Origin of the sequence: Streptomyces iranensis (genome assembly GCF_017874715.1) — a bacterium.
GTDB lineage: Bacteria > Actinomycetota > Actinomycetes > Streptomycetales > Streptomycetaceae > Streptomyces > Streptomyces iranensis.
Genome location: NZ_JAGGLR010000018.1, coordinates 114612 through 138067, shown reverse-complemented (window position 1 = coordinate 138067; position 23456 = coordinate 114612). Strand labels below are relative to the sequence as shown.

At 69.9% G+C, this 23456-nt stretch carries 22 protein-coding genes; 12 read left to right on the top strand and 10 right to left on the bottom strand.

What is annotated here, in order from left to right:
• Positions 1–36: 36 nt before the first annotated feature.
• Positions 37–1464, top strand: coding sequence for an amino acid permease (locus tag J2Z30_RS30840; RefSeq protein WP_044575209.1), 1428 nt, complete (start codon positions 37–39; stop codon positions 1462–1464).
• Between the two features lie 40 nt (positions 1465–1504).
• On the opposite strand, the gene J2Z30_RS30835 is transcribed toward J2Z30_RS30840, so the two are convergent.
• Positions 1505–3709: a tetratricopeptide repeat protein gene (locus J2Z30_RS30835; protein WP_044575212.1), complete on the bottom strand. Its 2205-nt coding sequence runs from the start codon at positions 3707–3709 to the stop codon at positions 1505–1507.
• Entirely contained in the window at positions 3706–4128 is a 423-nt protein-coding gene (locus J2Z30_RS30830; protein WP_044575215.1) for a hypothetical protein, read from the bottom strand. The genes J2Z30_RS30835 and J2Z30_RS30830 overlap by 4 nt, the downstream gene beginning before the upstream one ends.
• Before the next feature lie 163 nt (positions 4129–4291).
• Here J2Z30_RS30830 and J2Z30_RS30825 point away from each other — a divergent pair, with 163 nt between their 5' ends.
• Together J2Z30_RS30825 and J2Z30_RS30820 are read left to right on the top strand one after the other, a co-directional pair.
• On the top strand, positions 4292–4933 hold the full coding sequence (locus tag J2Z30_RS30825; protein WP_044575217.1) for a superoxide dismutase: 642 nt from the start codon (positions 4292–4294) through the stop codon (positions 4931–4933).
• Between the two features lie 196 nt (positions 4934–5129).
• Positions 5130–5912 (top strand): class II aldolase/adducin family protein, encoded by a 783-nt coding sequence (locus J2Z30_RS30820; protein ID WP_044575220.1) that lies wholly within the window; start codon positions 5130–5132, stop codon positions 5910–5912.
• A 33-nt stretch (positions 5913–5945) separates the two neighbouring features.
• On the opposite strand, the gene J2Z30_RS30815 is transcribed toward J2Z30_RS30820, so the two are convergent.
• Together J2Z30_RS30815 and J2Z30_RS30810 are read right to left on the bottom strand one after the other, a co-directional pair.
• The gene (locus tag J2Z30_RS30815; RefSeq protein WP_078957375.1) at positions 5946–6404 is read right to left on the bottom strand and encodes a GNAT family N-acetyltransferase; all 459 of its coding nucleotides are present in this window, start codon (positions 6402–6404) and stop codon (positions 5946–5948) included.
• 77 nt (positions 6405–6481) lie between these two features.
• Entirely contained in the window at positions 6482–7741 is a 1260-nt protein-coding gene (locus tag J2Z30_RS30810; protein ID WP_078956883.1) for an NsdA family TPR-like regulatory protein, read from the bottom strand.
• Positions 7742–7916: 175 nt separating this feature from the next.
• Here J2Z30_RS30810 and J2Z30_RS30805 point away from each other — a divergent pair, with 175 nt between their 5' ends.
• Genes J2Z30_RS30805 through tgmC form a run of 4 tightly spaced genes read left to right on the top strand, consistent with a single transcriptional unit; the run spans position 7917 to position 10784 of the window.
• Positions 7917–8351, top strand: coding sequence for an ATP-binding protein (locus J2Z30_RS30805; protein ID WP_044575228.1), 435 nt, complete (start codon positions 7917–7919; stop codon positions 8349–8351).
• Positions 8352–8377: 26 nt separating this feature from the next.
• Positions 8378–8689, top strand: a complete 312-nt coding sequence (tgmA, locus tag J2Z30_RS30800; RefSeq protein WP_044581930.1) for a putative ATP-grasp-modified RiPP — start codon at positions 8378–8380, stop codon at positions 8687–8689.
• The gene (tgmB, locus tag J2Z30_RS30795; protein WP_209468908.1) at positions 8686–9636 is read left to right on the top strand and encodes an ATP-grasp ribosomal peptide maturase; all 951 of its coding nucleotides are present in this window, start codon (positions 8686–8688) and stop codon (positions 9634–9636) included. The genes tgmA and tgmB overlap by 4 nt, the downstream gene beginning before the upstream one ends.
• Positions 9525–10784, top strand: a complete 1260-nt coding sequence (gene tgmC, locus J2Z30_RS30790) for an ATP-grasp peptide maturase system methyltransferase (protein ID WP_308280131.1) — start codon at positions 9525–9527, stop codon at positions 10782–10784. The genes tgmB and tgmC overlap by 112 nt, the downstream gene beginning before the upstream one ends.
• A 76-nt stretch (positions 10785–10860) precedes the next feature.
• On the opposite strand, the gene J2Z30_RS30785 is transcribed toward tgmC, so the two are convergent.
• The 3 genes from J2Z30_RS30785 to J2Z30_RS30775 are packed head-to-tail and all read right to left on the bottom strand — an operon-like array spanning position 10861 to position 14032.
• Positions 10861–12375 carry a tripartite tricarboxylate transporter permease gene (locus tag J2Z30_RS30785; protein WP_044575233.1) on the bottom strand — a complete coding sequence of 505 codons (1515 nt, stop codon included), beginning with the start codon at positions 12373–12375 and terminating at the stop codon, positions 10861–10863.
• Between the two features lie 2 nt (positions 12376–12377).
• A complete protein-coding gene (locus J2Z30_RS30780; protein WP_078956884.1) occupies positions 12378–13022 on the bottom strand; it encodes a tripartite tricarboxylate transporter TctB family protein in 645 nt (214 codons plus the stop codon).
• A complete protein-coding gene (locus J2Z30_RS30775; protein WP_052701586.1) occupies positions 13019–14032 on the bottom strand; it encodes a Bug family tripartite tricarboxylate transporter substrate binding protein in 1014 nt (337 codons plus the stop codon). Before J2Z30_RS30775 ends, J2Z30_RS30780 begins: the two co-directional genes overlap by 4 nt.
• A 113-nt stretch (positions 14033–14145) precedes the next feature.
• Between J2Z30_RS30775 and J2Z30_RS30770 the strand changes: the two genes are divergently transcribed.
• Together J2Z30_RS30770 and J2Z30_RS30765 are read left to right on the top strand one after the other, a co-directional pair.
• A complete protein-coding gene (locus tag J2Z30_RS30770; RefSeq protein ID WP_044581934.1) occupies positions 14146–15282 on the top strand; it encodes a DUF5937 family protein in 1137 nt (378 codons plus the stop codon).
• Between the two features lie 116 nt (positions 15283–15398).
• Positions 15399–16232, top strand: coding sequence for a hydrolase (locus J2Z30_RS30765; RefSeq protein WP_044575237.1), 834 nt, complete (start codon positions 15399–15401; stop codon positions 16230–16232).
• A gap of 124 nt (positions 16233–16356) precedes the next feature.
• On the opposite strand, the gene J2Z30_RS30760 is transcribed toward J2Z30_RS30765, so the two are convergent.
• Positions 16357–17829, bottom strand: a complete 1473-nt coding sequence (locus J2Z30_RS30760; protein WP_044575240.1) for an amino acid permease — start codon at positions 17827–17829, stop codon at positions 16357–16359.
• Between the two features lie 181 nt (positions 17830–18010).
• Here J2Z30_RS30760 and J2Z30_RS30755 point away from each other — a divergent pair, with 181 nt between their 5' ends.
• Both J2Z30_RS30755 and J2Z30_RS30750 read left to right on the top strand, forming a co-directional pair.
• Positions 18011–18499 carry a ribose-5-phosphate isomerase gene (locus J2Z30_RS30755; RefSeq protein ID WP_044575243.1) on the top strand — a complete coding sequence of 163 codons (489 nt, stop codon included), beginning with the start codon at positions 18011–18013 and terminating at the stop codon, positions 18497–18499.
• The gene (locus J2Z30_RS30750) at positions 18499–19308 is read left to right on the top strand and encodes an Fpg/Nei family DNA glycosylase (protein ID WP_044575246.1); all 810 of its coding nucleotides are present in this window, start codon (positions 18499–18501) and stop codon (positions 19306–19308) included. The genes J2Z30_RS30755 and J2Z30_RS30750 overlap by 1 nt, the downstream gene beginning before the upstream one ends.
• Before the next feature lie 64 nt (positions 19309–19372).
• On the opposite strand, the gene J2Z30_RS30745 is transcribed toward J2Z30_RS30750, so the two are convergent.
• A complete protein-coding gene (locus J2Z30_RS30745) occupies positions 19373–20605 on the bottom strand; it encodes a GNAT family N-acetyltransferase (RefSeq protein ID WP_044575249.1) in 1233 nt (410 codons plus the stop codon).
• A 128-nt stretch (positions 20606–20733) separates the two neighbouring features.
• Between J2Z30_RS30745 and J2Z30_RS30740 the strand changes: the two genes are divergently transcribed.
• The gene (locus J2Z30_RS30740) at positions 20734–21876 is read left to right on the top strand and encodes a PP2C family protein-serine/threonine phosphatase (protein ID WP_044575252.1); all 1143 of its coding nucleotides are present in this window, start codon (positions 20734–20736) and stop codon (positions 21874–21876) included.
• 318 nt (positions 21877–22194) lie between these two features.
• On the opposite strand, the gene J2Z30_RS30735 is transcribed toward J2Z30_RS30740, so the two are convergent.
• Entirely contained in the window at positions 22195–23376 is a 1182-nt protein-coding gene (locus tag J2Z30_RS30735) for an acyltransferase family protein (RefSeq protein WP_044575255.1), read from the bottom strand.
• Positions 23377–23456: the final 80 nt, after the last annotated feature.

The following is a 23456-nucleotide window of genomic DNA, read 5'->3' as shown; positions in this document are numbered from 1 at the left end:
ATCCGCCACCGGCGCTCGTAGGGACAGAGAAGAAGAATGAACCGCCCACCCGCGTCCTCGGCGCCATCCGGCACCGCCGAGGCGACCGGCACCGGCGCGACCGCCACGCCGCCGCTCTCTCACGGCCTCAAGCAGCGCCATCTGTCGATGATCGCTCTCGGTGGCGTGATCGGCGCGGGGCTGTTCGTCGGCTCCGGCGCCGGAATCGCCGCCGCCGGTCCGTCGATCGTGGTCGCCTACACGCTGTCCGGGCTGCTGGTGATGCTCGTGATGCGGATGCTCGGCGAGATGTCGGCGGCCAACCCGGCCTCCGGCTCGTTCTCCGTGCACGCCGAGCGGGCGATCGGGCCGTGGGCCGGGTTCACGGTGGGCTGGATGTTCTGGATCCTGCTGTGCGTGGGCATCGCCGTCGAGGCGATCGGCGCGGCCGGGATCATGGTCCAGTGGTTCCCGGGCAGCGAATCCTGGATGTGGGTCGCCCTCTTCATGGCGATGTTCTGCGGTACGAACCTCGCGGCGGTCAGCAACTTCGGCGAGTTCGAGTTCTGGTTCGCCGCGCTGAAGATCGCCGCGATCACGATCTTCCTCGTCCTGGGCGTGCTCGCGATCCTCGGCGTCCTGCCGGGCACCGACGCCCCGGGCGGCTCCCATCTCAGCGGCGACGGCGGCTTTCTGCCCAACGGGGTGAACGGCCTGGTCGTCGGCCTGCTGGCCTCCGTCTTCGCCTACGGCGGCCTGGAGACGGTGACGATCGCGGCGGCCGAGTCCGAGAACCCGGTCAGGAGCGTCGCGGGCGCGGTGCGCACCGCGATGTGGCGCATCGCCCTCTTCTACGTCGGCTCGATGCTGGTCGTGGTCACGCTCATCCCGTGGAACGACAAGTCCCTGGTCGAGGAGGGCCCGTACGTGGCCGTGCTCAACCACCTCGACATCCCCGCGGCCGGCGACATCATGAACGTGATCGTGCTGATCGCGCTGCTCTCCGCGATGAACGCCAACATCTACGGCGCCTCCCGGATGTCCTACTCCCTGGTCACCCGCGGCGAGGGCCCCGCCTTCCTGGGCCGGGTCACCGGCGGCGTGCCCCGCCTCACCGTGCTCGCCTCCTCCTTCTTCGGCTTCGTCGCGGTGCTGCTCAGCTACTGGTGGCCGGACACCATCTTCAAGTGGCTGCTCAACATGGTCGGCGCGGCGGTGCTGGTGGTCTGGGGCTTCATCGCCGCCGCCCAGCTGCGGATGCGCAGCCGCTTGCAGCGGGAGGCCCCGGAGAAGCTCGTGGTGAAGATGTGGCTCTTCCCGTATCTGACCTGGGTCGCACTGGCCGCCACGGCCGGGGTGCTGGTGCTGATGCTCCGCGAGAGCGACACCCGCAGCCAGCTCTACGCCACGGCCGTGATGGCGATCGCCCTCGCGATCATCGGCTTCGTACGGCAGCGGATGGCGGCGCAGCGGCAGCCGGGCTGATCAGGGGCGGGCTTGGGCTTTGGCCCGCCAGGAGGGCTGATCAGGGCTGGGCTTGGGCCTCGGCCTGCCATTCGGCGAGCCACTCGCGGTTCTCGATGACGAACAGGTGCTCGGCCCCGAGCACCTGTTCGCGGCGTTCGATGAGTTCCTGGAGCGTCGCGATGGCCTCGTCGTACTTGCCCAGCCCGCGGGCGACCCTGGCGGTGAGGCTGAGTGCGGCGAGGGCCAAGGGGTGATTTGGCCCCTGGACGCGGGCGCGGTCGGCCAGCACGCGGTGAGCCACCGGTTCGGCTTCCGCGTAGCGACCGAGCGCCCGTAACCCGTCGCCGTAGTCATGGCGAACCAGGAGGGCCGTGAGGTGGCCCGGCGGCAGGTACCGCTCGCAGTCCTCGACGACACGGGCCGCCTCGTCGAACTCCTCCCTTTTGCCGAGCGCGGACAGCGTCAGGACCAGCATGGACCGGCTGACGAAGGTCTCCAGCGCGTCCGGGGCCAGCACCCGGTGCTGGGCGGCGGTCGCCTGACGAAGCAGCTGCTCAGCCTCTTCCAGGCGGTCGAGCAGCCTCAGCGACATCCCCAGGCCCACACAGCTCCACAGCGTTTCGGGGTGATCCTCGCCGAGCACGCGCTTACGCGTGGTCCAAATCCGTCGGTGCAGCGCTTCGGCATCCGCGCGCCGTGCCAGGAAGAGCAACGCCCGCGCCTCGGCGTCGTGCGCGGCCAAGGTGACGGAGTGCTCTCCGCTCAAACTCCGCTCGGCGACGTCCGCGGCGTATCGGGCATGCCGCGCAGCGCCCGCGAAGTTTCCCGCGTGCTGCATCTGCCGTGCGATGCGCACCATCAGTCCGGCCGACCATTCCCCCGGGGCTGCCCGCAGCAGCTGGGTGACGTGCGGGGCAAGCAGTTCCCAACCGGTGTACATCTCGGACGGCACGGCCTCGTCCGGCGGCAGCGCCGCCTCCAGCAACCGCCCCGCCGCCTCGGCCAGCGCCGTGCGTTGCGCGTCCGGAACCCCGGCGGCGACGCTGTCCAGCAGCACCCCATGAGCCTCTACGCACCGACGCCCGTCCGCCTCGACCATGCCGATCAGCGAGTGGTCGAGCAGCCCGCGCAGGGCGGGCTCGACCCGGTCCGCCGCGAGCGGCGGGTCAAGATGGCCGAAATCCACCTCACCCCGCGCCACCGGCATCAGCAAAGAGAGCGGCACCGGGTCCGCCGCCCAGCAGGACAGCAGCCGTAGGAGGGTCGTGGCCTCCGGCAGGCCCTGTCCGGCGAGGGCGTCCAGGGACAACTGCCAGGTACGGCCGACGAGATGGCGGGACTGGCCGCTGCCGGTGCCCGTCGCGCCCTGGTCGACGAGCGCCGTCGAGTCCTCGCTCAGCTTCCGGTCGTACTCGTCCATCGACCACGACTCCAGGAGTTGATGCGACAGATGCGAACCCGCCAGGGTCAGGGCCAGTGGCAGACAGCCCAGCCGTCGCGCCACCTTCTGCGCCGACTCGACGGTGCCCGCCTCCGGGGCGAGATCGCAGAGGACCTGTGCCGCGTCGGCCTCGGGAAGGACGCCGACGGGGTGCCGCGCCGACCCGGCGCCCCGCCACAGCGGCGAGGCCGCGTGCCGGGTGGTCACCAGGACCGTGCCGAGTGGGCTGGTGCGCAGCCAGCCGCCCTCCTCCAGGACCGTCGGGTCGTCCGCGTTGTCCAGGACCAGCAGCCAGCGTTGGGCGGAGTGGTCCAGGTAGTGCCAGACCAGGTCGGCCGCCGCGCGCTGACCGCTGGCCGCGGCGGCCAGTTCCCCCGTGGTCGCGCCCCGGTCGCCCGCGACGGCGAGCATGCCCGCGCGCAGGGAGATCCGCTCCGAGGCGTTCACCCAGAGCCCGACGCGTCCGTGGTCCCTTACGGCTTCCATGAAGAGGGCGTGCGCCACCGCCGTCTTGCCGCAGCCGCCCAGGCCGTGCAGGACGTGGACGTCGCCACCGGGGCCGGTGACGGCTGCTCGGAGCCGCTCCATAAGGTCGGCGCGGTCCCGCAGGATGCCCGGTGTCCGCCCGACGAGGGGCACGCGTACGGAGTCGGGGACCGTCGCGCCCTGGGGCGGCCTGGGACCGACCGGCTGCGGCGCGAGGAGGGACCCGGTTCCGGCCCCGTAGTGGTGGTGGTGCTCCTGGATGTACTGGTCGCCGCCGGTCTGGAAGACCCGGCCCTGGCCGGACGCGCGGCCGTCGATCGGCATGGGGTCGCTCACCGCTCGGTGATGTGCTGGTCGCGGCCGGCCTGGTAGACCCGGCCGCTGCCGGACGCCTCGGCCGTCATACGGATCTCACCGACTGCGGGGCGCTGATCGGGGATGCGGGGGCTCAACTCGTCCAGGATGCGGCGCAGCTCGTCCGCCACCTCGGGCTGGGCCACCAGCAGTCGGCGCACCCGGCCCTGCCATTCGGCGGCCAGCTCCGCCTCGGAGTCCTCGTCGCCCGTCTCGCGCGCGAGCAGCAGATCGTCGCGGCTCGCCTCGAACTCCTCGCCGATGCCGTCGGCTCTGTTGGGCTGGACCCGCTGCCAGAGCGAGACCAGGCCGTCCCTGGCCGACTCCCAGGCAGTGGTGGCCATCAGCGTGACCATGGTGGTGCCCGCCGTCCTGGCGAGATCGGCGATCTGCGGATCCATGCCCTCCCCCTTCGAGCGACCTTTGATCATAGGGGCGCCGTTCTGCCCGCGCAGGGATCGGATCAAGCCACTACGGACGCACGTCATCGCAGGGCCCGGAAACGCTCTTGCTGTTAGCCTGTACTTGCAAGTCAATTGCAATAAGCGGTCCGAAGGGCTTCGCATGGCCATCTACACACTTCCTGAACTTCCGTATGACTACTCGGAGCTGGCCCCGGTCATCAGCCCCGAGATCATCGAGCTGCACCACGACAAGCACCACGCCGCGTACGTCAAGGGCGCGAACGACACGATGGAGCAGCTCGCGGAGGCGCGGGACAAGGATCAGTGGGGCTCGATCAACGGGCTCGAGAAGAACTTGGCCTTCCATCTGTCCGGCCACATCCTGCACAGCATCTACTGGCACAACATGACCGGTGACGGTGGCGGCGAGCCGCTGGAGCGGGACGGCGTCGGGGAGCTGGCCGACGCCGTCGCCGAGCACTTCGGCTCCTTCGCGGGCTTCAAGGCCCAGCTGTCCAAGGCCGCCGCCACGACCCAGGGCTCGGGCTGGGGAGTGCTGGCGTACGAGCCGGTCAGCGGGCGGCTGGTGGTCGAGCAGGTCTACGACCACCAGGGGAACGTAGGGCAGGGCTCGGTGCCGATCCTGGTCTTCGACGCCTGGGAGCACGCCTTCTATCTGCAGTACAAGAACCAGAAGGTGGACTTCATCGAGGCCATGTGGAAGGTCGTCAACTGGCAGGATGTGGCGCGCCGTTACACGGCCGCCAAGGAGCGCGCCCACAATCTGCTGCTCGCCCCGTAACCCGGAGCGACCACCGGACCTCCTGCTTGCGTGATCGTCTTCTCACCGAACACCGGGCAGGCGGAAAAGGGGCCCCCGCGCGGTCGACTCGCGCGGGGGCCCCGCCCTTGCTCCGTGGAGCCGGTAGTTCGGTGACGAGAGGTGTGCGGGGGGAAACTGTCCCCTGACGTCACCCCGCCCCGAGGGAGTCCTTACCGTGCCCGTTTCACCCCACCCCGCCGACCAGGCGTCCCTCGACGAGGAATGGCGGCTGCGCCGCGAGCTCGCCGCCGTCTACCGCCTGGTGGCCCACTTCCGGATGACCGACCTGATCTTCACGCATATCTCCGCCCGGCTCCCCGGAACCGAGCACCACTTCCTGATCAACCCGTACGGCCTGCTCTTCGAGGAGATCACCGCGTCGAACCTGGTCAAGGTCGACCTCTCCGGGCGGCCCGTCGAGGGCATCCCGCACCCCGTCAACCCCGCCGGTTTCGTCATCCACAGCGCCATCCACGCCGCCCGCCCGGACGCCCACTGCGTGCTGCACACCCACACCAAGGCGGGCTGCGCCGTCGCCGCGCAGGAAGACGGTCTGCTCCCGCTCAACCAGATCTCCATGGAGTTCTACGGCAGGGTCGGGTACCACGACTACGAGGGTGTCGCCCTCAATCTCGCCGAACAGCGCCGCCTCGTCGCCGACCTCGCCGAGCACCCCGCGATGATCCTGCGCAACCACGGTCTGCTGACCGTCGGCGGGACCCCGGGCGAGGCATTCCTGCGGATGTACTACCTGGACAAGGCGTGCGAGATCCAGACCATGGCCATGGCGGGCGGCGCGAAGCTCATCACACCCCACCCGGACATCTGCGAGCTCAGCGCCCGCCAGCTCTCGGGCGAGGACCACGGCTCCGATTTCCAGGACGACCAGGCGTACGACCTCGCCTGGTCCGCCCTCCTCCGCCTGGTGGAGCGTGTCGCCCCCGACTACCGGGACTGACACAGTGGTCGGCGTGGAGGCTGAGACCTCGGGTCAGGGGCGGAGCGGGTCGCGCATCATGGCGGCGAACACCGGAGAGTCGGGGAACGGCTGCTGCGTCCCGATCTGACGGTATCCCCAGGACTCGTAGACGGCTTTCAGGTGACCGTTCGCAGTCTGCGGGTTGACCAGGAGCGTGACGCGTTGTTCTTCGCGTCCGGCAAGCAGTTCTTCGTGGAGCCGATAGGCAATGCCGGTACCCCGCCAGGCGGCTCGGACGAGGATTTCGTTCAGGGCCAGAGTCCGGTCACCCGTCTCCTGGGTGTAGTCCTCTGAGAGGGGCGGCTCCATGTCCTCCCACCACGCGGTGCTGGGGCCGAGTGGTGTTGCGAAGACGTAGCCCACCGGCTCGCCTGCTTCCTCGGCGACAACTGCTTCCCAGCCGGGACGGGAGGCATAGCCGCTCAAGCGTTCGTCGAAGCGGTCAACGGCGTAGAAGGGCCGATCCAACATGCCGAAGTCCCTACGCACCACTGTGTTACACCGAGAGCGAGCTGGCTCTTTAGGCGGCACATGTGTGGGCGCTCAGGTCATGTGGTCGCCTCATTATGGTCGTGCCAGGCGCGGGCTTCCCGGGTGTTGGGGGCTGCGGCGTTCAGCCGGTGGGAGAAGTCCCGGAGAAGATTGCGCACGCGGCCCTGTCGCGCTATCTCACTGGGGACAGCCGCAGCAGAGGTGACAGCCAGTTCGAGGTCTCCCTGAGCGAGCTGCGCCAGGGCAAGTTGGACCGTGTAAAGAGCGCGATTGCGGTGCAAGCCAGGACCGAGCAGGGAGAGAGCCCGATGAGCGTGGGCCTCGGCTTCAACTGCATCTCCGAGTTGAAGTCGCGCGATGGCCGTCAAGCCTTCGAGCTCAGCCTGGTCGTACGTATGAACCCACAGGGGTCGAGGCTGCTCTCGTTCAGCGCGGGTCAGCGCATCGTGGGCATGGTCCAAGTAGCGAAGTGCGGTTCTCCGGTCGCCCTGGTATGCGGCGAGGGTCCCCGCATGAGCATGGCTGAGTGATGTGACCAGAGGATTTCGACGATTGATCGACGCGGACCGTGCGGCATCCATCGCAGCCGTAGCTTCTGCTTCGCGCCCAAGCTGTCCAGCGAGGATGGACCCCCGCAGCCAAGTGCGGTGCTGCACGGCACCGTCCCCGGACAAACCAGCCAAAGCCAGCGTGCGCTCAAATTGGGGCCGCGCTCGCGCAGGGTCACGCGCGTCGATGGCTGCCCACATGGCAGTGTTGGTGAAGGAGGCGGCCAGCCGGTACAGGTGTCCGCGCACTCGCTGGGACGCGGTCCCAGCCTCCTGAAGGTCGAGAGCGCGTTGCGCGTAGATCAGGGCCTCAGCTTCCAGAGCAGGACTGCTGCCTTGCTGATGGTCGGCAACGATCAGTTTGTCCAGCTTGATCTGGAGGCGGTCCACGTCAGACATACCAACGCGACGGGGCGGCCCCAGAAATGGAGTGGTGGGCGCGCCTGCGACTGCCGCCGTAAGGAAGGCGCGTCGGTACAAGGGATCCTCCTCAGGAGAGGCAGGAATCGGGCCAGTTGGGCGGCCCCTCGGTTGGAACCCTAACTGGACGGGCGTGTGGCCGGTGACCCGTTCCAGGGCGATTCGCTGGCGGGCATGGGGCCAGGCGATTTCACCCGAGAGCCAGCGGAAGACGCCGCGTTCGGTGCATGTGCCGTACGAGCCCGTGAATTCGGCGATGACGGAATTCAGCCGCTCGGCAAGCTCAGTGGTGGTGACCTTGTGCTCGGCCATCCAGGCGGCAAGCGCCTCGTTGCGTGTTCGCGCCATGACGGAACGTTAGAGGATTCGAGTCGCGGCCGGGGGTTCCGAAAGCGTCAAAACGACAGGGCTCAGCCTGCGGGCCACCGACGGATACGGCATGCACACAAAGAACTCCTCTCGGTTACCTGGTTGTCCGCGGACGCGCTTCGCTCCATGCTCCGCTCTCCAGGAAGGACCGACCATGCCCGTGCAGCCCTCGAATGGCACGCGCCCCGCCGCGACCGGCCACCCCGCCTACAGCCAGTCCCTGCCGTGCGAGGCGGAATCGGCGATACGGGCCCGGCGTCTGGTGCGTGCCGCGTGCACCGCATGGGGGCTGGCCCCTCTCGCCGAGGCGGGGGCGCTGATCGCCTCGGAGTTGGTCGCCAATTCCGTGGCCCACAGCGGTAGCCGCTGTCTTCGCGTCACCGTCTCCCGTCCGGACGCGCGCTGGGTGCGGGTCGCGGTCATCGACAAGTCCCGCGCCCAGCCGGTGCAGCGCACGGCGAACGCCGACGACGAGAGCGGGCGGGGTCTGGCGATCGTCGAGGCCATCAGTGTCCGTTGGGGCACGGATCGGCTGCCCTGGGGGAAGCGCGTCTGGGCCGATTTACGCGCGCCCCGCGAAGAAAAGTGATCCACGACCGCCAGGAGGCATACGCCATGTTCTCTCACTCCGACCGGCTCCCCGCCGGGACGCCCCTGCCCTCGGGCACCATCAGTCCCGTCCCCTGGGGCTTACGACGTATGGCCCCCTATCCGGCCTTCGCCCCGGACTACGCTCGCGCGGAACTGGATCCGGTGACTCAGACGACCCGCTATTTCAACGCCTGCGGTCAGGTGATGGAGATGCCGGGCCATGGAACCAGCACGGGCACCAATCCCGCCACGAACACTGGCAACCCGTCGGACGGCGCCGGGCCGGGCGGTTCCGGCGGCGGCGACCAGGACACCGGGAACGACAGCGACCAGTGATCGACACACGCCCGGTAATGGTCGTCACCAATCTGGACGACCCCACTACCGACTTGGTGATCGAGGAACTGCACGGCAGGGGCGTCCCGGTCGTGCGCTTCGACTCCGGGGATTTCCCCTCCACCCTGTCGGTCGCGGCCACCGTCACACGGACCGGCATCGCCGGAACGCTGACCACACCTTCCAGGACCGCCGATCTCACCCGCATACGGTCTCTGTACTACCGGAGGCCCTCCGGGTTCGCCTTTCCGCATCTGGACGACCAGACGGCACGCTTCGCCATCGCCCAGGCCCGATACGGCCTGGGCGGCGTATTGGCCGCCCTGCCCGGCTGCTTCTACGTCAACCATCCGCACCGCATCGGAGACGCCGAGTTCAAACCTTCCGGCCTCGCTGCTGCCGCCGAGGCCGGTTTCCATATCCCGCCAACGCTGATCACCAGTGCCCCGGACGCGGCTCGGGCGTTCGTCAGGCGCCATGCCCCGGTGATCTACAAACCGCTGTCCACGCCGCTGTACCGCGTCGGTGGTGTGTCGTGCACGGTGAAAGTAGCCGATGTCGCGGCTGACGAGATCGAGCAGGGCGTGGCCGGTACCGCCCATCTGTTCCAGCAACGCGTGGACAAGGTGGCGGACGTCCGGGTGACGGTGATCGGCAGGCAGGCGTTCTGCGTCCGAATCGGCTCCGACCTGTTGGACTGGCGCATCGACTACAGCCGATTGACGTACGACGTCGTCCAGCCACCGGACGGGATCACCGAGGCGCTGTTCGGCTACCTCAACCACTTCGGGCTGGTCTTCGGAGCTTTTGACTTCGCGGTGGACCGGGACGGGCGATGGTGGTTTCTGGAATGCAATCCTTCAGGCCAGTGGGCGTGGCTGGAACCGGAGACCGGGCTGCCGATGGTGGCGGCGATGGCCGACCTGCTGGAGAGGAAGCCGCGATGAGGGACGACGAAAGGCTTCGGGTGGGGCTCGGAGAGCGTCTGAAGGAAGCAGGCTGTCTGCGCACCGCGCCATGGCAGGCGGCCGTGGAGGCTGTCCCACGTCATGAATTTCTGCGGGGCGGATTCTTCGAGCAGCTCCCAGGGGCCTCACCAACCGCATGGCGCCCTGTACTCCCGGACGGTGACGGGCGGTGGCTGGAACGCTGTTATGCCGATGAATCCCTGGTCACTCAGGTCGCAGGCACGGTGGTTCCCGGAGATCTCCGGGGAGAGATCATGCGTGCCCCCACCTCGTCCAGCACGATGCCGAGCCTCGTCGTGAGGATGTTGGAAGAGCTACGGGTCGAGTACGGACACCGTGTCCTGGAGATCGGCACCGGCACCGGCTACTCGACCGCCCTGCTGTGCCATCGGCTCGGCGATGGATCGGTGGTGTCGGTCGAGGTGGACCGTGAGGTGTCCGGGCGAGCTGCCGCTCCCCTGGGAGCCTGCGGCTACCAGCCAGAGCTGGTAGTCGGCGACGGTCTGGCCGGGCACCGGGAGGGCGCTCCCTACGACCGGGTGATCGCCACTTGCGGGGTCCTGACCATGCCCGGGAGCTGGATCGACCAGACCAAGCCCGACGGAATCGTGCTCGCCACAGTGGGCGGCTGGCTGTATGCCTCCGAACTTGCCCGGCTCACCGTTCATGGCGACGGCACGGCCTCCGGCCGATTCCTAGGCGGACAGATCTCGTTCATGCTGGCCCGCCCGCACCTGCCCCCGCCACTTGGTCTGCTCCCTGACCTCGGCAGCGGGGAGGAGCGGCTGACGACACTCGGCCCCAACCTGCTGACAGGGGACTGGACGGCCCGGTTCGTCGCCCAGCTCGCGGCCCCCCGCGCCCAGCACATCAGCATGACCATCGAGGGGCGGACGCAGCAGATCCTCATCGACGTGGAGGCCGGAGCCTGGGCGGTGCTGACGGAGGTCGACGGAGGCTGGACAGTCCGGCAGGGCGGGCCCGGCCGGCTCTGGAACGCGGTGGAGGACCAGGTCGCACGCTGGCGCTCGGACGGCGCACCGGCGCTGGACCGGTTCGAGATCACCGTGACGCCGGACGAGGGGCAGGTCATCCGTTGGCCCGGCGGGCGGTGGTCGCGCGGCTGAGCCCGAAGGCGGTCATCTCCGCGAAGGGCCCGCGCGCGGTCGACCGCGCGCGGGCCCTTGCCGTTCCGTTCGGCGGTCAGCCCGCCGGTTCCGGCTCGCGTTCCCGGGTCCGGCGTAGTGCGCGGGCGGCCATCGGGCCGACCAGGGCGATCAGGGACAGGCACAGGATCGCGGCGGAGAGCGGGCGGGTGAAGAAGATCGTCCAGTCGCCCTCGCTGAAGGCCATCGCGCGGCGGAACTGGGTCTCCGCCATCGGGCCCAGCACGGCGCCAAGGATCAGTGGGGCGACGGGATAGCCGGTGCGGCGCATGCCGAAGCCCAGGAGTCCGAAGAGCACCGCGATGCCGAGGTCGACCGCGTTCTGGGAGAGCGCGTACACCCCCAGGGCGGCGAAGACCAGGATGCCCGCGGTGAGCAGCGGGCGGGGCAGCCGGAGGAGCTTCACCCACAGCGGGATCAGCGGCAGGTTGAGCACCAGCAGCATCACATTGCCGATGTAGAGGCTGGCGATCAGCGTCCAGACCAGCGCCGACTGGGTCTCGAACAGCTGGGGGCCGGGCTGCACGTTGTACATCTGGAACGCGATCAGCAGCACACCGGCCGTCGCCGAGGTGGGGATGCCCAGTGTGAGCAGGGGCATCAGCACCCCGGAGAACGCGGCGTTGTTGGCGGCCTCGGGGCCGGCCACGCCCTCGATGGCGCCCTTGCCGAACTGCTTCTTGTGCCGGGACAGCCGCTTCTCCACGTTGTAGCTGAGGAACGTGGGGATCTCCGCGCCGCCCGCGGGCAGGGCGCCGATCGGCAGCCCGATCGCCGTACCCCGCAGCCACGGCTTCCAGGACCGCCGCCAGTCCTCCGGGCTCATCCCGATCCTGCCGCCCACCGGGAGCATCTGTTCCTCGGGCGCCCGTCGCATCCGGGCCGCGGTGTAGAGCGCCTCGCCGATCGCGAAGAGGCCGACGGCGACGGCCACGATCTGGACGCCGTCGTACAGCTCCGGCACCCCGAAGGTGTAGCGCGCCTGGCCGGTCAGGCTGTCGATGCCGACGAGCCCGATGGCCAGGCCCAGGAAGAGGCTGCACAGGCCGCGCGCGGGGGCGTCGGCCACGACCGCGGTGACCGTGGCGAAGGCGAGGACCATCACCGCGAAGTACTCCGCGGGCTGGATCTTCTCGGCGATCTGCGCCATGGCCGGGCCCGCGAAGGTGATCCCCACGGTGGAGATCGTGCCCGCCACGAACGAGCCGATGGCGGCCGTGGCGAGCGCGGCCCCGGCGCGCCCGGAGCGGGCCATCGGATGGCCCTCCAGGGTGGTGGGGACCGACGCCGTCTCGCCGGGCACGTTCAGCAGGATGGCCGTGGTGGAGCCGCCGTACATCCCGCCGTAGTAGATGCCCGCGAAGAGCACCAGTGCGCCGGTGGGGTCGAAGACGAAGGTGAGCGGGAGGAGCAGCGCCACCGTGGTGGCGGGGCCCAGGCCGGGCAGCACGCCGACCAGCGAGCCGAGCGTGCAGCCCGCGAACGCCAGCAGCAGGTGCAGGGGGCTGAACGCGCTGCCGAAACCGCCCATGAGGTCGTTGAGGACATCCATGGTCAGAACGCCAATCGGACGATGCCGGGCGGCAGGTGGATGCCCAGCAGACGGTCGAAGAGGAAGTACACGGCCAGCGCGAGCACCAGGCCGATCAGGGCGTCACGGAGGATCCGGCGGCTGCCGAGCACCCGCGCCACCAGCGCGAAGAGCACGGCCGTCGACTGCCAGTAGCCGCAGGGGGCCAGCGCGAACAGATAGCAGACCAGCAGCGCCAGCATGGCCGCCACCGGGCGCCACTCGGTCAGCCGGGCCTCCTCGCGCGCCTGCTCGGTCAGCGCCGGGTCGCTGCCGCGGAACGCCTGGACGACGGCGAGCGAAGCCGCGACGCACAGCCCCACGCCGACCAGCAGGGGAAACGCCCGGGGGCCCACGTCCTGGTCGATGGCCCCTTCGGGGATGGCGAAGGCCCAGCCCAGCACGGCCATGCCCGCCGCGAGGAAGAGCAGTGCGGCTATCCGGGGGCTCCAGGGCCGCTCGTGGGGTGGGGCCGTGCTGTCGGTGGCGTTGTTCGCCGCGCCGCCCTCTGCCGGGCTCGCCGTGGCGTCCTGCGTCGGGTTCGCCGCTTCGTCGCGCGTGCTCGCCGCTTTGTTCCGCGCGCTCACCGTCCCGCCCCGGGCGCTCACCGCTTCGTCGTGCCCGCTCATGAGCCGAGTCCCACGGCCGTGAGCGCCTGGCCGACCTGGCGCTGCTGCTTGTCGACCAGGGCGCCGTACTTCTTTCCCGGCACCCACACGTCCTTCCAGTCGTTCTGCCGCAACGCCCGTTTCCAGCACGAAGTCCGGCGCATCCGGTCCACCACCCTCACGATCGCCCGCTGTTCGTCGTCGCTCAGTCCGGGCGGGGCCATGACCCCGCCGACGCTCACCACGGACTCGTCCCCGTAGCCGAGTTCGCCGAAGGTGGGAGCGTCGATGCCCTCGGGAGCCTTGTCGCCGCTGACCGCGAGGACCCGCAGCTTCCCGGCCTCGATCTGCGGCCGGACCTCCGTCAGCGTGGAGATACCGACCTTCGACGCCCCGCTCAGCAGCAGGTTGAGCACCTCACCGCCGCCACCGGTGGGCACATAGGTGACCTTGCGCGCCGAGACGCCCTCGGCCTTGGCGAGGCCGGCCACCATGATGTGATCCGGGCCGCCCAGCGACCCGCCCACCCAGGACGTCCGCTTGGGGTCCTTCCGCATGGCGGCCAGCACCGAGCGCAGGTCGTGGAAGGGGGATCGGGCGGGCACCACGATCGCGGAGGTGCTCACCGTGAGCCCCGCCACGGGGGTGAGCTCGGACAGCTTCACGGGGGAGTGGTTCTGGATGGCGCCGCCGATCATGGTCACCGTGTCCATGGTCATCAGCTGGTACGGATCGCCCTCCCGCCCCGCCATCCGGGCGAGCCCGATGGTGCCGCCCGCGCCCGGGGCGTTGGTGACCGTGACGTCCTCGTCGATGATCTTGCAGCTGGTGAGCGCGGAGCCGATGCCGCGCGCCCGCGAGTCCCAGCCGCCGCCGACGCTCCCGGGAGCGAGGATCGACAGACCCCGGGACGGATAGTCGGCGACGGCGCCCGAGTCGTCCAGCGAACCGATGGTGCACGCACTGCTCACCGTGGCCACGAGGGCGACCACCGCTGCCAGACGAGGGCCGTTCCTGAGGAGAGGAGGCATTGGGGACGCTCCAGGCGGGGGAGGGGAAGCCGAAGTGGGCTGGAGCTTGCGCCTCCGCCGGCGGCCCGGACAAGACGATTGACTCGAAGGCATCAATGGCCGACGCTGCCCGGATGCCCGTCGTGATCGAGCTGGGGTCCGCCCCTGAGCACCGCATCAGCACCCGTCTGTCCCCGCTCGCCGAGCTGTGCGCCTGTCTGCACGCGCTGGACGGGCCACGCCACCATCCGGCCAGCAGGCGCTGGGTGGGTGCGGTCCTGCAGGGCGCGGACGAGCGGCTGCTGGAGCGGGCCGGCGGATGGGCGCCGCTGTGGGGCGCCTTCCGCGCCCGCTATCTGCTGCCCCTCACCCAGGGCCCGGAGCGCGAGCTGGAGGAGGAGCTGGCGGAGGTGGCGCGGCTGGACGAGGAGACGTTCGCGACCATGACCGAGCAGGCGCTCGTCGGCAAGAACGGCCACGGCCCGGGGCCCGGTCATGGTCCGGGCTCCGGCCACGCCCTGGGGTCCGGCCACGGTCCGGGCTCCGGCTCCCGGCGCGGCGGCCGCTCGCCGGAGCGCTTCCTGGCCCGGCTGCGGCAGCTCTCCGAGCGCCGATTCGCCCTGGGGCTGCGGCTGCTGGCCGATCCGGCCGGATTCCGGGACGGCCTCCTCGCCTTCCTGTCCGCCGTGGCCGAGGAGGTCTTCGAGGCGGAGTGGACGCGGCTGCGCCCCGCCCTGGAGGCCGACGCCCGGGTCCGCTCCCATGAACACTCCCGCTACGGGGCGGCGGTGCTGGCCGGATTCCCCACCGCCCGTATGGAGCAGGACCCGCCCCGGGTGGTCTTCGACAAGCTCTACAACGCGCGGGCCAGCCTCGCCGACGGCCCCTGTCTGCTGGTGCCGTCGCTGCACATCAACCCGCATCTCGCGATCAAGCACTACCCCGGCTACCCGGTCGTGGTGCAGTACCCGGTGCGCGACGGGGCGGGCGCGGAGCCGACCGCCCTGGACGTGGTGATGCGCGGGCTGCGGGCGCTGGACGAGCCGCTGCGCATCCGGATGTGCCGGGCGCTGCTGCGGCAGTCGATGACGACGACGGAGCTGGCCACCCAGTTCGAGATGACGCCGCCGCAGATGTCGCGGCATCTGCGCAAGCTGCGGGAGGCCGGAATGGTGCACACCCACCGGGAGGGGGCGCGGGTGCACTACCAGCTGGACGAGGCGGCGGTGCGCAACCTCGGAGTCGACCTGCTCTCCGCGCTGCACCGATGACAGAGCGTTGAGGGAAATGTCGGCGGAGGTATTGACGCTCAGGCGGCAATCATCTTGAGCGTGCGCCGACCGTTGCGGATCGTGGCGGCACCCGCGACGGCAGAAGGAAGCGATACGTGACCACCCCCCGCGTCAAGACCACCAAGGCGTTCTACCGCACCGGCTCCACCACCTGGTTCGCCTCCCGGCACGACCAGCGGTTCTCGTACGGCCTGCACATCCCGTCCGTCCACGAGACCGCCGACACCCCGCTGCCGCTCATGGTGATCCAGCACGGCACCGGGCGCACCGCGTCCCAGTACCGGGACGCGATGGCCGAGTTCTCCGAGCGGCACGGCTGCGTCGTGCTCACCCCGATGTTCCCGGCGGGCATCGAGGACCCGGAGGACCTGCACAACTTCAAGTTCATCGAGTACCGCGGCATCCGCTACGACGAGCAGCTGCTCGCGATCGTGGCCGAGGCGGGGGAGCGGTTCCACATCGACACCGAGCGCTTTCTGCTCCAGGGCTTCTCGGGCGGCGGGCAGTTCGCGCACCGCTTCCTGTATCTGCACCCCGACCGGCTGTGCGGAGTGTCCATCGGCGCGCCGGGCCGGGTCACGCTGATCGACTCGGACCGCGAGTGGTGGCTGGGTACGAAGGGGTTCGAGCAGCGCTTCGGGACCCCGTTGCGACTCCAGGACATCCGTAAGGTGCCCGTGCACATGGTGGTCGGGGCGGAGGACACCGAGACCTGGGAGATCAACAACCCCGGCGACTCCAACTGGATGGACGGCGCCGACGCCGTCGGGCACACCCGCGTGGAGCGCATCAGCGCGCTGCGGGACAACTACACCGAGCTGGGCATCGACGTCACCCTCGACATCGTGCCCGGCGTCGGGCACCGGGGGATGGGAGTGCTGGACGCGGTCCGGCGCTTCGCGGAGCGGGTCCTTCCGCGCGTCGTCTGAGCTCTGTGGGCCCGATGCGCCCACAGACACGACAGACACGACAGACCCGGCTGTGCCCCCGGGCGGCGATGTAGCAGCCGCCACCCAGGGGCACAGGGGAATCAGAATCAGCGGAGCGCGGTTCCTACGGGGCCGCCCGCTCCTTGGGAGCGGGTTCCGAGGAGGCGGCCGGGGCGGGGCCGCGGCCGGCGGTGAGGCGGTCCTTGACCAGGGCGAGGGCCACCACGAGCACGGCCACCAGCGCGGAGAGGATCACCTGCTCGCGCCCGTCCTTGTCGGTGAGCATGTAGACCAGGACGAACGAGATCATCGCGATCGTCGCCCAGGTCAGGTACGGGAAGAGCCACATCCGGACGATCAGCTTCTCGGGGCTCTCGCGCAGGATCATCCCGCGCATCCGCAGCTGGCTGAAGCAGATCACCAGCCATACGAAGAGCGCGACCGCACCCGAGGAGTTCAGCAGGAAGGTGAAGACGGTGTCCGGCCACTGGTAGTTGAACCACACCGCGACGAAGCCGAAGACGACCGAGCCGAGGATCGCGGCCTGCGGGACGCCGCGGGAGTTGGTGCGGGCGAAGGCGGCCGGGGCGTCGCCGCGCCGGCCGAGCGAGAAGGCCATGCGGGAGGCGGTGTAGAGGCCGGAGTTCAGACACGAGAGCACGGCGGTCAGCACGATCACGTTCATGATGTCGCCGGCGTGCGGTATGCCGACCGAGTCGAGCGCCGCGACATAGCTGCCCTTGTCGGCGATCGCCTTGGAGTCCCAGGGCAGCAGGGTGACCACGACGAATATTGAGCCCAGGTAGAAGACCGCGATACGCCAGATCACGCTGTTGGTGGCCTTGGTGACCGCCCGCTGCGGGTCCTCGGACTCACCGGCCGCGAGGGTGACGATCTCGCTGCCCATGAAGGAGAAGACCACCAGCAGCACACCGGTGAGGATGGCGCCGGGCCCGTTCGGCAGGAAGCCGCCGTGGTCGCTGAGGTGGGCCAGGCCCGCGCCCTCGTTGTTCGAATGCGGCAGCAGCCCGAACACCGCGAGCCCGCCGACCACGATGAACGCGCCGATCGCCACGACCTTGATCCCGGCGAACCAGAACTCGAACTCACCGTAGGAGCCGACCGAGACCAGGTTGGTCGCGGTGAGCACCAGCATCACGATCAGCGCCCAGCCCCACTGCGGGACGGCCGGCCACCAGCCCTCCAGGATCTTGGCGCCGGCGGTGGCCTCGACCGCCAGCACCACGACCCAGAAGAACCAGTACAGCCAGCCGATGGAGAAACCGGCCCAGCGGCCGAGGGCCCGGTCGGCGTAGGCGGAGAAGGAGCCGGAGGTGGGATTGGCGGCGGACATCTCGCCGAGCATCCGCATGACGAAGACGACCATGAGGCCGACCAGCGCATACGAGACGAGAATGCCGGGGCCGGCCTTGGCGATACCCGCACTGGAGCCGACGAAGAGGCCGGCGCCGATCACGCCGCCGATCGCGATCATCGAAAGATGGCGGTTCTTGAGTCCCGCCTTGAGGCCGTCGGGCGAGCCCGGGTCGCCGGGGGGCCGCTGCTGCTCCGGCGTGGTCGCAGGTTGTGCGCTCATGTGCTCGATTCCTTTGCTCTCGCGTTACGAGCGACGCCAGTGAATCTCAGGAGGTCGGCCAGTAGAACCTTTGAATCCAGATTGTTACTTGAGGTTTTCATGAGGTTCTTTGGCATTACAGGGATTTATGCGATGCCTACCCTGGGCGGCGAGGACCACACGGCCATGACACACTCGGTACATGCGCGTGTACCTCGGCTCCGACCATGCCGGTTTCGAACTCAAGAACCACCTCGTGGAGTGGCTCAAGGCGGCCGGCCATGAGCCCGTCGACTGCGGCCCGCACATCTACGACGCCCAGGACGACTACCCGCCGTTCTGCCTGCGCGCCGCGGAGCGGACCGCCGCCGACCCGCGCAGCCTCGGCATCGTCATCGGCGGATCCGGCAATGGTGAGCAGATCGCGGCGAACAAGGTCAAGGGGGTGCGCGCGGCACTGGCCTGGAGCGAGGAGACCGCGGCCCTCGGCCGTGAGCACAACGACGCCAATGTGATCAGCGTCGGCGCCCGGATGCACACCCAGGACGAGGCCACCAAATTTGTCGAGATCTTCCTGAACACCCCGTATTCGGGCGAGGAGCGGCACACCCGCCGTATCGAGATGCTCAACGGTTACGAGACCACCGGCGAGCTGCCGCCCATCCCGGCCCACCACCCGCAAGGCGACTGATGCCCGAAGGGCACACCATCCACCGGCTGGCCGCCGACCACCTCGAGACCTTCGGCGGCCGGCCCGTCCGGGCCACCAGCCCACAGGGGAAGTTCGCCGACGGCGCCGGGCTGATCGACGCCCAGCCGCTGCGCCACGCCGAGGCGCACGGCAAGCACCTCTTCCTGGACTTCGCGGCCACCGGCTGGGTCCATGTCCACCTGGGGCTCTTCGGTACGTACGCCTTCGGCCCGGCCCCGGCCCCGCCGCCCACCGACACCGTCCGGCTGCGGCTGGCCAACCCCGAGGGATACGCGGATCTGCGCGGCCCGGCCGCCTGCGCCCTGATCACGGACGGGGAGAAGCAGGTGATCCACGACCGGCTGGGCCCCGATCCGCTGCGCCCGGCGGACGACGGCGAGCGGGCCTGGGCCCGGATCTCCCGCAGCCGGGTCAGCGTGGCCGCGCTGCTCATGGACCAGAAGGTGATCTCCGGGGTCGGGAACGTCTACCGCGCCGAGGTGCTCTTCCGGCACGGGATCGACCCCTACCGGCCCGGCCGTGCGCTGACCCGCGCCGAATGGGACGCGATATGGGCCGATCTGGTGGCGCTGATGCGCGAGGGGGTGCGGAACAACCGGATCGACACGGTCCGCCCCGAGCACACCCCCGAGGCGATGGGCCGCCCGCCGCGCGTGGACGACCACGGCGGCGAGGTCTATGTCTACCGGCGCGCCGGACAGCCCTGCCACATCTGTGGTGGCGAGATCCGCGCCGCCGATCTCGCCGCCCGCAATCTCTTCTGGTGCCCTGACTGCCAGAGAGCCTGAGCTCTCAGAATCTGAGCTCTCAGAATCTGAGCTCTCAGAACCTGAGCTCTCAGAACCTGAGCCCTCAGAAGCCGTGGGGCAGCCACGGGGCGACCGGGGTCGCGAACGCGGTCGTGACCTCCGTAAGGGCGCCCTGACGGGCCTCCTGGACGCGCCCCGCACCCGCCAGCGCGGTCAGCGAGACGCCGCCGAGATACGCCGCTCCCAGCTCCCGCACGCCCAGCCGGAGATCGGGGGCGTCGTCCGTGCGCTCGCAGGAGGCGCCCTTGGCGTCGCCGCTCAGCCGCCAGCGCCCCTCGTTCCAGGGGCAGAAGGGGTCCGTGACCTCCAGGACGGTCTCCACGGGCGTGGTGTACGTCCGCGCCTCGAGCGCGGCCCCCACGTCCACCAGGCGGACGTACAGCGAGTCGCGCAGCCTTACGGCGCACCGCCGGATGTCCGAGACCAGGAGCTGCCAGGGATCGTCGACCGGACGGGAGCCGGTCCGGATCACCGAGGTCAGGTCGAGGTCGAAGAGGAAGCGCCACAGCGCCGCGTAGGACGCCGGATCCAGGGCCTCCAGGTCGCGCAGGAGGACCGTGCCCTTCGGCCCGGCCAGATCCCAGTCGGGCTTGACCGCGAACCGCGCATAGCCGCTGACCTCGCCGCCCGACTCGGCCAGCACACAGCGCAGCGGGGACGCCCCCTCGCGGTCGCCCGGCGGGTCCAGCAGCGGCACCCGCTCCCAGCCGGGGATCCGCTCCAGCATGCCCGGCCGGGTGCGCACCCGCCGGGCGTAGACGGCCTCGCACGCCTCGGCGGCGGACTCCAGGGGCACGGCGCGCAGCCGTACGTCGTCGGCGCCTTCGGGGACGGTCAGCCGCACCTGAGTGGTGTCGATCTCGGCGGAGGCGTTCTGAGTGGCCGCGCCATAGCCGAACCGTCCGTAGATGTCCGGTTCCGACGCGGTCAGAACGGCCAGCGGCTCATCGCCCGCCGCGCGGATGTCGTCCAACTGCCGCCGCATCATGGCCCGGAGCACCCCGCGCCGCCGGTGGGTGGCCTGCACGCTCACCATCGTGACCCCGGCCGCCGGGACGATGCCGCCGCCCGGGACCGACAGCCGGAAGCTGAACAGCCCCGCCGTGCCGACGATGTCGGCGCCGTCCCAGGCGCCGACCGAGCGCTCGCATTCGGTCAACTCCCGCCAGAGCGCGGATTCCTCCGGCGCTTCGGGAACTCCTCCGAATGCGAGTACCAGTTTTGCGTACCAATCATCCCAAACCGATGGGTCGAGCACACGCAGCTCAGTCCTCATATTCCCATCCCTAGCAGCCGTTTCCCGTACACGCGAACGAATTTCGCTTACGATTGCCCCCCTGGCTGGGTGGTTCAACGCGCCACGAATCGACGCGCGTCCGAACGGGTGGGTAGGGTCCCGATGCAATGACTGGCGGCGTGGACACTCCGTGGGCCCGGATGCGCAGAGTTCTGCACCGGGCTCGCACAGGCGTGCGCAAAGCCGGAGTGGACTACTTCCGTGGTGAGGGCTCCGACCGGCTCGCCCTGACCGCGCTGCTGCTCGGCGTCCCCGCCATCGCCGGAGGCACCATCGCCCAGCCCGACTGGTGCTCCCCGTCCGCCCTCGTCCTGCCCATCGTCGCGGGCGGGCTGTTGCTGCGCCCCGCCAGTCTGCTCGCCCTGTACGCGGCGGCCGCCACGGCCCTGATCGTGGAGTCCGCCGTGCTCGGCCCGTACACCGAGGAGGACGCCTCCTCCCGGGTCACTCCCGGCACCATCCTGGTCGTCGCCGCCGTCGGCTTCTTCGGCCTGCTGATCGCACAGTTCCGCAGCCGCGTCGGAGTGCCCTGGCGGCGCGGCGGCACCATGCTCTTCGACCTGCGCGAGCGCATCCGCGTCCAGAGCAAGCTGCCCAACCTGCCGCGCGGCTGGCACCGCGAGATGGCGCTGCGCCCGGCCGGCGGGCAGTCCTTCTCCGGTGACTTCGTCGTGGCCGCCCGCACCGGCGGCGGCCGCACCCTCGAAGTCGTCCTCACCGACGTCTCCGGCAAGGGCATGGACGCCGCCTCGCGCGCCCTGCTGCTCTCCGGCGCCTTCGGCGGCCTCCTCGGCTCCCTGCCCCCGCACGGCTTCCTCCCGGCCGCCAACGGCTATCTCCTGCGCCAGGACTGGGACGAGGGCTTCGCGACCTCCATCCATCTCGTCCTCGACCTCGACAGCGGCGACTTCGAGCTCTTCTCCGCCGGACATCTGCCCGCGCTCCAGCTGAGCGCGGGCACCGGCAAGTGGGAGGAGAAGTCCGCCGATGGCCCGCTGCTGGGCGTCTACGACGGCGCCCAATTCGACCCCACCAAGGGCACGCTGCGGCCCGGCGACGTCCTGATGCTCTTCACCGACGGCCTCGTGGAGACCGCCGACCGGGACATCAGCGAGGGCATCGACCGCCTCACCGGCGAGGCGGACCGCTATGTCGGCTCCGGCTTCCACGGTGCGGCCTGGCATCTGATCGAGACGGTCGCGAAGGACGTCAACGACGACCGCGCCCTGCTGCTGATCTGCCGCCAGTAAGGGCGCCTCGCGGCCGCCGGTAGGGAAATCACCGGAATGAGTGAGAACAGGCTCACCGCGTTGCGCCGCGCCCGCCTCGGGACCCCGCCCTCGCGGGCGCCTGGGCCGTGGAGGGGGCCTGATGGGCCGCTCATCTGGTTCGCCGACCGCCGGGCACGTGCGGTGCTGCCTTGAGCCGTAGAAGGGCCGTAGAAGAGCCGTAGAAGAGCCATGCAAGTGCGATGGAAGAGCCATGGAAGAGCCATGGAAGAGCCGAGAAAGGGCTGGCCCGTGGGGATCCGCGGTCCAGCCCTTCGCGTCGTGGCGGCCGTTGGCGCGCTAGGCCGCCGTCTTCGTACGGCTGCGCGCCTGTTCGGCGGGGTCCTTACGGAAGGCCCAGGCCATCTTCGGCTCCATGGCGAAGCGGAAGGCGCGCTGGATGGGAGGTGTGCACAACGCGGTGACCACGGTGGCGGCGATGATCGTGACCGCGATCTCCCCCAGCGGCTTGTGCAGCCACTGGTACTCGTCGAACCAGCCCCAGAACCGGGAGCCCTTGGCCAGGAAGCCGTGCAGCAGATAGCCGTACAGCGTCCCGGCGCCCAGCACCGTGAACCACATGTGGCGCCGCGGCACCCAGGCGAAGAAACAGCTGACGAGCACGACCGAGCAGCCGAAGAGGGCGAGCGTCATCACCGGGCCGGTCCACGGCGGCGCCCCCAGCTCCTGGACGCTGTCGCGGTGGTAGAACCACGCCGAGCTCATCCGCGGTGCCGCCCAGTAGGCGAACACGAGGGCACACGCGAAGATCGGCACCGACGCGATCCGCACCGAGCGGCGGCGGATCATCTGGAAGTGCTCGGGCTTCATGCACAGGCCGAGGATGAAGAACGGCAGGAACTGCAGCAGCCGCTGCATGTCCAGGTCGTCGCCGATGTCGGGCGAGACCGCCGCGAGCGTGGCGACGGCGAGCGCGAGCGGGATCGGCCAGCGCACAAGCTTCCAGATCGGAGTGGTCAGCCGCCATACGAACAGCGAGACCAGGAACCAGGTGAGGTACCAGGGGTCCAGCAGGCTGAAGTCGTACGTCGGGTCGTCGTCCGCCCAGCGCTTGAACAGCGTGTACGCGACCTCGAAGATCACATAGGGCACCGCGATGCCGGTGATCAGACGCTTGAGCCGGTCCGGCCGCATGTCGAAGCTGCGTGAGAAGTAGCCGGAGATCACGATGAAGGCCGGCATGTGGAAGGTGTACACGACCATGTACAGCGCTTCCGCGGTGCGGCTGCTGTCGGTGAGCGGCTCCCAGGAGTGGGCCATCGCGACCAGCACGATCGCGAGGTACTTCGCGTTGTCGAAGAACGCGTCCCGCTGTTTGGGCTTCTGCCCGGCGGGGGAGGCGGCTGGCGGGGTGGTCGCCTGCTGCCCTGGTTCTTCGGCCCGCGGCGAGGGGGGAGTGGGCGCCGCCTCCTGGGGGAGCGGGGTCCGCTGATAACCGTGCGGGCGCAGGGAGTTGGTCACAGGCCCTCCCACCAGGAACTGGGGGAGACGACCCGGCACCTCACTGCGCGTGGGGGAGTCATGGCAGCGTGAAACATCTG

Coding starts and splice junctions, on each gene's coding strand:
- J2Z30_RS30840 (WP_044575209.1), top strand. CDS start 37: ATGAACCGCCCACCCGCGTCCTCGGCGCCATCCGGCACCGCCGAGGCG.
- J2Z30_RS30830 (WP_044575215.1), bottom strand. CDS start 4,128: ATGGATCCGCAGATCGCCGATCTCGCCAGGACGGCGGGCACCACCATG.
- J2Z30_RS30825 (WP_044575217.1), top strand. CDS start 4,292: ATGGCCATCTACACACTTCCTGAACTTCCGTATGACTACTCGGAGCTG.
- J2Z30_RS30815 (WP_078957375.1), bottom strand. CDS start 6,404: ATGTTGGATCGGCCCTTCTACGCCGTTGACCGCTTCGACGAACGCTTG.
- J2Z30_RS30810 (WP_078956883.1), bottom strand. CDS start 7,741: ATGGCGCGAACACGCAACGAGGCGCTTGCCGCCTGGATGGCCGAGCAC.
- J2Z30_RS30805 (WP_044575228.1), top strand. CDS start 7,917: ATGCCCGTGCAGCCCTCGAATGGCACGCGCCCCGCCGCGACCGGCCAC.
- tgmA (WP_044581930.1), top strand. CDS start 8,378: ATGTTCTCTCACTCCGACCGGCTCCCCGCCGGGACGCCCCTGCCCTCG.
- tgmC (WP_308280131.1), top strand. CDS start 9,525: ATGGTGGTTTCTGGAATGCAATCCTTCAGGCCAGTGGGCGTGGCTGGA.
- J2Z30_RS30785 (WP_044575233.1), bottom strand. CDS start 12,375: ATGGATGTCCTCAACGACCTCATGGGCGGTTTCGGCAGCGCGTTCAGC.
- J2Z30_RS30780 (WP_078956884.1), bottom strand. CDS start 13,022: ATGAGCGGGCACGACGAAGCGGTGAGCGCCCGGGGCGGGACGGTGAGC.
- J2Z30_RS30775 (WP_052701586.1), bottom strand. CDS start 14,032: ATGCCTCCTCTCCTCAGGAACGGCCCTCGTCTGGCAGCGGTGGTCGCC.
- J2Z30_RS30770 (WP_044581934.1), top strand. CDS start 14,146: ATGCCCGTCGTGATCGAGCTGGGGTCCGCCCCTGAGCACCGCATCAGC.
- J2Z30_RS30760 (WP_044575240.1), bottom strand. CDS start 17,829: ATGAGCGCACAACCTGCGACCACGCCGGAGCAGCAGCGGCCCCCCGGC.
- J2Z30_RS30755 (WP_044575243.1), top strand. CDS start 18,011: ATGCGCGTGTACCTCGGCTCCGACCATGCCGGTTTCGAACTCAAGAAC.
- J2Z30_RS30750 (WP_044575246.1), top strand. CDS start 18,499: ATGCCCGAAGGGCACACCATCCACCGGCTGGCCGCCGACCACCTCGAG.
- J2Z30_RS30745 (WP_044575249.1), bottom strand. CDS start 20,605: ATGAGGACTGAGCTGCGTGTGCTCGACCCATCGGTTTGGGATGATTGG.
- J2Z30_RS30740 (WP_044575252.1), top strand. CDS start 20,734: ATGACTGGCGGCGTGGACACTCCGTGGGCCCGGATGCGCAGAGTTCTG.